This window comes from Caballeronia sp. LZ033 (assembly GCF_031451265.1).
Classification (GTDB): Bacteria; Pseudomonadota; Gammaproteobacteria; order Burkholderiales; family Burkholderiaceae; genus Caballeronia.
The window spans coordinates 1-1,271 of record NZ_JARUXQ010000028.1 but is presented as its reverse complement, the minus strand read 5'-3'; the positions used below and the strand labels follow the sequence as shown (position 1 = coordinate 1,271).

General features: G+C 62.2%; 1 protein-coding gene. It reads right to left on the bottom strand.

All coding sequences use genetic code 11. The features are described 5' to 3' along the window. Nucleotides 1-404: 404 nt before the first annotated feature. A partial coding sequence (locus QCE62_RS35010; protein ID WP_409017966.1) for a bacteriophage T4 gp5 trimerisation domain-containing protein occupies nucleotides 405-1,271 on the bottom strand: 867 nt, incomplete at its 5' end.

The following is a 1,271-nucleotide window of genomic DNA, read 5'->3' as shown; positions in this document are numbered from 1 at the left end:
GCTCTTGAGATCGAGCGAAGCATCGCCCGAGACGAGTTGCACCTCGAAGTCGAAGAGGGTGGAAAGGGCTTCGTTTCCTGTCATGGAGCGGAAGCTGAGGATGCCGGATGCAAATGCGTCGCTGTAGGCGGTCACAATCTGGGTCATGTCGTCTCGCTCGGTACGGATGAAGAATCAGGCACGCGTGCCTGAACAGGGGCGTCCGCACCTCGTTGGATGCGGTTATTGGCCGTTGGGCGATCGTCTCCTCGATCTTCGAGCGGGATAGCGATTGCCAATGCATGAATCTCAGGCGCTGCGCTCGCAGAGCATCGCGAGTGAGAGCGCCCGACCCGGCAGCTGGTGTTCCCGGTCCGCACGACGAGTCCGGGCATCAACCGGAACTCGCCGGCGCACACGCTGCCTCAAAACTTCACGTCGTAACCGACGTGTCCCATCTTCACGCCCATGTTGTTCACGGACGATCCGATGTCGACGATCATCGAGCCGGTCGACTGCACCCAGTTGCCGGTGTTGTGGACCTGGCTGCCCACGGCGATCACATTGCTTCCCCAGGTGTTGAGCGCCGCGACCTGAAAGCCTTCGAATTGCCCGGCATGGACCTGGAGGGCATTGCCGATCGTCGTGTCCGCCCGGTTGCCCAGCACGAAGCTGGTGGCGAGGCCGGTGATCGTCGTCGTGGTCGAGCCGTCGACGTCCTTGGTCTCGATGCCGGTGATCAGCACGGTGGACGTGCCGTCGGTGATCTTGAGTTCCTCGCCCAGATAGACCTTCTGTGTCGAGCCGACCACGAGCGTTTTCTCCATGCCGTTCACGGTGATGTTCAGCGCGCTGCCACCGAGCTTTGGCGTGGAGAAGTTCTGCAGGAAGGTGGGCACCTGGCTGGCCAGCGTGATCGACGATGACGTGGGTGTGGGCGTAGACGTGGAGGATGAGGTTGATGTCGATGTCGACGTGACAGGCGTGGACTGCTGCATGCCGCTGCGCGCTTGGGCCTTCTTGCCGCGCTTGCCTTTGCGTGCGGCCATGGCCTGCAATTGCCCGGTCGCGCCTGTGCTTGTGCTTGCTTGCTGATTCAACAGGCGTTGCGCGCCGGATGGCGGCGGCGAAGTCGAACTGTCGCCCGAAGCGAGCGGCAAGCCCACTTCGATGGTGTGTGAGCCGGCTGTGGTGTGCGTGGTGTTCGCTTCCACCGACGTGTCGTAATTGCGCTCGGCGTGCAGCTTGATCTGCTCCGAACCCTGCTTGTCCTCGAAGCGGAACATGTTGGC